The following is a 6,365-nucleotide window of genomic DNA, read 5'->3' on the forward strand; positions in this document are numbered from 1 at the left end:
TTTGACTGCCCCAGCGACCGCGCCAGCTTGAAGGAACAGGATATGCTGGCAGTGCTGGACAGGATCGTCACTGAAAACGGCCTCTCCTATACCGAGTGCTGCTTTGAGCGGTTGGAGGGTATCCTGCCGCCGGATAAGAAAATCTAATGCGGTGGATCAGCATAGTCGGCCCACGTTGCCCACCTTGTGGCCCTTTGGCGGGGCTTGCTGGGCCAGGTCGGGAAAACAACTCGGCCCAGGCCAATTGCAGGCCGTGTTGGGCCTTTGTGGGCCGGGTTTGGAAAGTCGCTGGTTTTATGGGATTGGGGGCGGTTTCGGCAAGGTCAGAAAAGAAACTTTCGACTGGGTCGAAAGTTAAGCGGGAGAAAGTGAGGTGGGTTGCGCTGCACCCCCCTCACGGTTCACCGCGCCCGGCAATGCCGGTCGCGTCGGGCTTTTTCGGGCTTCCAGATGTGCATTTTGTAGGGTGGGTTGCTGACAAGGCTGTCGGCAAGATGGGTGGGTTGTAGTGCTGAAAAAGGCTGGTAATACGGCGTTTTGAGTAGGGTTGCGGCAGAAAGGAAGTGAAAATATGCCTGCACCAAAAGGCAAGAAAAAGTTTTTACTATGGGCGTACCCCAGTACGCTGGAGCTCGTCAAAAACAATTATCGGAAAGATAAGAGCAAAAGCCAGTCGGAGTTCATCGACCGGGCAATCTGCTACTATGTTGGTCATGTCACAGCAGACGAGGATACCTCGTACCTGCCCAACGCGCTCCTCTCCAATATGAAAAGCATTGTCGCTGAGAGCGACAACCGTCAGAGCAAAATGATTTTCAAATTGGCGGTGGAGCTGGCCATGCTCATGAATGTGGTCGCTGCCAGCAGTGAGATAGATGAGATATCTCTGGCACGGCTGCGCGGGGAGTGTATTCAAGAGGTAAAAAGGCTCAACGGCAATTTTCGTTTTGAGGACGCGGTAGAGTGGCAAAGTTAGTCACGAAGTTTAAGTTCTTGAAACCAGGTGCTCGGCAGGGGCGTGGAGGGTACGCAAAGTATATTGCTACCCGTGATGGTGTGGAGAAAATCGATGACAGCAAACGGTTTGCGCCTGTCACTTGGAATCAGAAACAGCTAATTGCAAAAATTCTTCGTGACTTTCCTGATACCAAAGATATGTTGGAGTATGAAGATTATCTGCAAAAGCAGACGGTGGAATCTGCATCTGAGTTCATCACCCGCGCCATTGAGGACAACGCCGCATCCGACGCCATGAACGCCAAAACTTACGCCGACTATATCGCCACCCGACCCCGCGCGGAGCGGTTCGGTTCTCATGGATTGTTTACGGATGATGGTATGCAGGTGAATCTCGCAAAGGTGTCGCAGGAGCTCAACGAATACGGCGGCAATGTGTGGACGGTGATTATTTCTATGCGCCGGGAGGATGCAGAGCGGCTCGGCTTCGATAATGGTTCCCGCTGGCGGGATATGCTGCGAACACAGACCCAAGCGCTCTCCGAAAACTTGCGCATCCCTATGGGGCACTTGAAGTGGTTTGCGGCTTTCCACAACGAGGGACATCATCCTCATGTGCATTTGATTGCGTACTCCACAGTAGAAAGCGAGGGGTACCTTACCAAGCAGGGTGTGCAGAAATTGCGCTCCGCTTTTGCAAAAGATATTTTTGCGCAGGATTTGCTCTGCATTTATGAAAAGCAGACGGAGCATAGGAACCGGCTGCGCTCCGAGAGCAGGGATGTGCTTGCGGAAATCGTTTCGCAGATCAATGCTGGCGGGTATTCCAATCCACATCTGGAGGAACTGTTGCTACAGCTAGCCCGGCGGCTGTCCCGCACCAAGGGCAAAAAGGTGTATGGGTATCTCAAGACCGACGTGAAAGCGATTGTGGATTCCATTGTAGATGAACTGGCAAAAGACAATCGGATTTCCGCTCTTTACGATTTATGGTATGAGCAGAGAGAAAATGTGCTGCGCACCTACAACAGCAGCCTGCCGGAGAGGGTTCCGCTGTCGCAAAACAAAGAGTTCAAAATGATTAAGAACGCCATCATCCAGGCAGCCATGGATTTGGTTTTGGATAGCCAGCAGGAGCAAGGTGTGGCCGAAGATGATACAGATAACAAGCACAAGCCTTTGTCTACTGTGGGTACTGCTAACATTGGCATGAACGCCCTGCGCCTGCTGCAGCAGACCAGCCAGATCCTGCAAAATGATGTTCGGCCTGTCTATCAGGACAAGCGTGTCGACCGCAAGCTGCGCCGGAAGATCAATGAGAAAAAGCAAGCGCAGGGGTTGAGGCAAGGGTAAAATTATGTGTGAGTTTTTATAAAATTTTCTGTAGGTTTGCCCACTCGATTTCACTGGATTTATGGCAATGGATTGGGTATGATTGTGGTAGGAGGTAACGCTATGAAAATACTTGATATGCTCTACGATGGCCAAATCTATCCCGCCGAATCCGTTAAGCCCGCAACAGAAAAGTATCAGCGGCTTAATGAAGAAAAGCAAAGGTTGATGGACGAACTGCGCGAAAAGCTGTCTGACGACGACCAACAGCAGTTGGATCGGATCGATGAATTGTCCGATGGAATCTGCGACGAGGAATGCCGGTGTATGTTCGCGGAGGGTGTACGCTTCGGCGTGGGCCTGATGAAAGAATTGGGTGAAATGGACAAGCAAGCCGGGATGTGCTGAAGATAATGCTGAGAGCGTCCGCCATGCTCCTGGACCAGGGCGTTTCCCTGCCGGAGTTTTCCGTCACCAGCAACGTGCCCAGCACCATGAGCGGCGGCAAGGACTTCTGTAAGTGGAGCCGCTCGGACCGGGTACTGGCGCGGACAGTCGGCCCCCTGGTAGAGCGGGTGTTGGGCAGCTACGGCAAAGGTTTGACGAAAATTGCCCTGGGAGAGAGCCTCTATGAGAAGGGAGCGGACTCCTTCGAAGTGCTGACCCTGCTCTCCAGGGGGCAGGTGGAGACCGAGTGCGGAGGCAGACTGGAAATCGCGTTCTCGGCAGTGGGCCAGCGGGTGCGGATGATGATTTTGCAGGGCTGCCTAAAAAACGCCGGTACCATTCTGGACTCCTTCCAGGCGGCGGTGGAGGAGCAGCGGGTGGTGCAATTACTGCCCAATATAGAGGCTGCGCGGTGCAGGGTGGCGCTATATAGCGGGGATATGGCGGCGGAAACATGGCTGGGGACTGCTCCGGACGAGGACAAGGAGTTCATCACCATGGAGCGCTACCGGTATCTCACCAAGGTGCGCTGTTACCTGGCGCTGGGCGAAAACCTCAAAGCTCTGGCCCTGCTAGAAAAGCTTAGCGAGTACGCCGAACGCTGCTATAGGACCTACATCCGCATGGAGACCGGGGTGCTGGGGGCCATTGTACGCCAGCGGCTGGGGACGGAGTGGGAGGCCATGCTGACCGCCGCTTTGGACGAAGCCGAGAGCTACCAGTTCGTGCGGCTCATCAGCGAGCTTGGCCCGGCGATTCTGCCGCTGCTCAAGGCCCATGGCCGGGACAGTCCTTGGTTTCGGCAGGTGCTGGAGGAGACCCAGCAGATGTCCCGGCGATATCCAGGCTACCTGTCGCCGAGGAATGCCGTCTGGGAGAATTTTTCAAGCACGGCGCTGGAGATTTTACGCCTGCAAAGCGAGGGGCTTTCGGCCACTCAGATTGCCGAACGGCTTGGAATGAAGTCCGACAACGTGCGCTATCACATCAAGGAAAACTACCGCAAGCTGGGCGCTTCGGGCAAGGCGCAGGCCATTGCCGCCGCCCGGGCCTTGGGGCTGATATAAATTATTTTATTTTTTGGGGGTATCGGTATGAAAAAATTATTGAGCATTTTGCTTGCGCTGCTATTGTGCCTGGGAATGTGTCCGCCTGCTGCACTGGGGGCAAATGAGACGCTTACGACTATGCTGGACTTTACCAACGTAGGAGAGGGGGAAGGCCAGACCCACGCCCAAGGCCCGGGCTATACCTGGGAGGAGGTTGACGGTGGATATAAGCTGACGCTGAGCGGCCTCAGGATGAATGTTACAGCGTTTGCGCCTGGTGCACTGACTGCCGCGATCCTTCTGCCAGGAGACAGGCCCATCACGATAGAACTGATTGGAAAGAACCAGATATGGCACTGTCACTGCCAGCCCTACCAGCATCTATTCTGGCGGCACGGTGACACTGACCGTCAAGCCTTACGAGGGGTATAAGCTGGACAAAGTCACCGTCACAGACAGCAAGAATAAGACTGTGGAACTCACTGAAAAGGACGGCAAGTTCACCTTCAAAATGCCCGGCAGGGATGTGACCGTGAAGGCCGGTTTTGTACCAATTCAGATGCCAACGCCCAGACCAGGGCCTACGGACTCCCCAAGCCCTACGCCGACTGGCTCGCCAACCCCCACCCCCACCACATCCCCCAGCCAATCGCCAGAGCCATGGAAGAACCCATTTCCGGACGTGAGCGATACCGGTTGGTATATCAAAGCGGTGGAGTTTGTTTGCAAGAACGGTCTGATGTCTGGCTACGCAAACGGCAGGTTTGGCCCCACTGACAGCCTGACCCGCGCTCAGTTCGCGCAGATCATCTACAACAATGAGGGCAGGCCCAAGTCCGGCAGCGGCAGATTCAGCGATGTGACCACCGGTTGGTACGTGAACGCGGTAAATTGGGCAGCGGCAAAAGGTGTCGTTGCCGGAGTTGGAGGGGGCAAATTTGCTCCTGACCTGCCTATTACACGGCAGGATTTGGCGGTGATGCTCTGGCGGTACGCCGGGAGCCCCGAACCGCGCAAGAATGAGCTTGATTTCAGCGACACCGGGAAGGTAAGCACCTATGCGTGGAAAGCCCTGTGTTGGGCCCATGAGAGCGGTATTGTCAGCGGCAAGGGGAACGGTGTGCTAGACCTGAGGGGGAACGCTACTCGGGCTGAGGCGGCGCAGATGGTGATGAAATTTGTTAACAACCTCTGACTGCAACAAAAGAAACCCACAAAAATCAAAACGTCAAAATGTCGTTTTGGTGGGCGAAAGATTTTCGGTGACCAGATTTGAGGTCATGGCAGAATCTGCCACGACCTCAAACATCGGAAGTCTATCGGAAGACAAACGAAAAATGATGTGCTACAATCTGTAATGTGAAAAAGTAGCGTCGTGAAGAGGCGTATAAGGCTCAAGTGAAAATCGGAATGAAGATATTTCGTTCTGATTCTCGCGAGGTATATGATTTGTGAACAAATTTCGGCGGACCAACTTTGAGGTTGCGGCAAATTTTTCCATGACCTCAAATCAGAAAATCAAGTTTACATTTTACATTTTTGATTTTTTCTGCTGCCAACAGTTAGAGATACCGAACAAAAAAAGCAAGTGTGCAACTTGCACATCTGCTTATGGAGTTCACGGCGTTTAGCGCCACTACCATAGCCATTCTCTCAAATGTAAATTTTTTATGAACTTGGTTTATTTTTATATAATTTTAATTTGATATAGTCAAAAAATATTTATTTCACCAACAGCGAGTAGAAAAAAGTGAAATTTTGAATTTTGTCAAGTGTATAATATTAGTGGTAAGATAATTAGAGGGGAGTAGACTTGGTACTCCCAAATTCGCAAAGCGGCGTATTGGCTTCGGCTGAACGCCGCTTTTTTCATGCCCATTTTAGGTGACCAGGGGCGTCGCCCCATCACATAGAATACTTTCAAGGAGTGATGCTATGGCAATTTTCAGAGTATGGCACGACAAGGACTACACAGTAATGAGCAATCACCACCTGCGCGACCCAGCGCTCTCCCTCAAAGCAAAGGGACTGCTCTCGCAAATGCTGGCCCTGCCGGATGATTGGGACTATTCCATCGCGGGGCTGGCCTACATTAACCGCGAGGGCGTAGGGGCTATCCGTTCAGCCATAAACGAGCTGGAGCGGGCTGATTACCGGCAACGAGTACAGGGGCGCGGCAGCGGCGGCAAGCTGGCGAACATCATCTACAATGTCTACGAACAGCCGTTGTGCAAAAACCCGACAACGGATAATCCGCTAACGGAGAAACTGCCGATGGAAAACGGCACACAACTAAATAAAGATAAACAAAGTAAAGATAAAATAAATATAGATATATCCAATCCCATCCTTTCCCGAGAGGATGGGATTGGATTTGAAACGAGTTATGCCGGTTATGAACAGTTGGTAAAAGAAAACATTGAGTACGACCATCTTGTAGATGTGATGGACAAGCCGCTGCTAGATGGCGTCGTCAATAAACAAGGAGCCAAATAGCAATACAACGGATCTGGACAGCGGCGGCGAAGGAAGAGGCGTTTTTGGCGTAGCGCGTAGCAATACCGCGCCATCTTTTGAGAA

At 52.5% G+C, this 6,365-nt stretch carries 6 protein-coding genes and 1 pseudogene; 6 read left to right on the forward strand and 1 reads right to left on the reverse strand.

Annotation, left to right across the window (positions count from 1 at the left end; genetic code table 11):
- The first annotated feature begins 571 nt into the window (after nt 1-571).
- The 6 genes from U8U01_RS16680 to U8U01_RS16705 all read left to right on the forward strand — a co-directional run bounded on the left by U8U01_RS16680 (nt 572) and on the right by U8U01_RS16705 (nt 6,281).
- A complete protein-coding gene (locus tag U8U01_RS16680) occupies nt 572-976 on the forward strand; it encodes a hypothetical protein (protein WP_322176701.1) in 405 nt (134 codons plus the stop codon).
- Nucleotides 964-2,310: a MobP3 family relaxase gene (mobP3, locus tag U8U01_RS16685; RefSeq protein ID WP_322176702.1), complete on the forward strand. Its 1,347-nt coding sequence runs from the start codon at nt 964-966 to the stop codon at nt 2,308-2,310. The genes U8U01_RS16680 and mobP3 overlap by 13 nt, the downstream gene beginning before the upstream one ends.
- A gap of 102 nt (nt 2,311-2,412) precedes the next feature.
- Nucleotides 2,413-2,697: a DUF6809 family protein gene (locus U8U01_RS16690; protein WP_322176704.1), complete on the forward strand. Its 285-nt coding sequence runs from the start codon at nt 2,413-2,415 to the stop codon at nt 2,695-2,697.
- Nucleotides 2,691-3,803, forward strand: coding sequence for a LuxR C-terminal-related transcriptional regulator (locus U8U01_RS16695; protein ID WP_322176706.1), 1,113 nt, complete (start codon nt 2,691-2,693; stop codon nt 3,801-3,803). The genes U8U01_RS16690 and U8U01_RS16695 overlap by 7 nt, the downstream gene beginning before the upstream one ends.
- Nucleotides 3,804-4,119: 316 nt before the next feature.
- Nucleotides 4,120-4,980: an S-layer homology domain-containing protein gene (locus U8U01_RS16700; protein WP_322176708.1), complete on the forward strand. Its 861-nt coding sequence runs from the start codon at nt 4,120-4,122 to the stop codon at nt 4,978-4,980.
- A gap of 740 nt (nt 4,981-5,720) precedes the next feature.
- Nucleotides 5,721-6,281, forward strand: a complete 561-nt coding sequence (locus tag U8U01_RS16705; protein ID WP_322176710.1) for a helix-turn-helix domain-containing protein — start codon at nt 5,721-5,723, stop codon at nt 6,279-6,281.
- Here U8U01_RS16705 and U8U01_RS16710 read toward each other — a convergent pair.
- Nucleotides 6,259-6,365 (reverse strand): annotated as a pseudogene (locus U8U01_RS16710) (IS5/IS1182 family transposase); the annotation flags it as partial. The gene U8U01_RS16705 and the pseudogene U8U01_RS16710 overlap by 23 nt on opposite strands.

The organism is Acutalibacter caecimuris (assembly GCF_034335085.1).
In the GTDB taxonomy this organism is placed as follows: Bacteria; Bacillota; Clostridia; order Oscillospirales; family Acutalibacteraceae; genus Acutalibacter; species Acutalibacter caecimuris.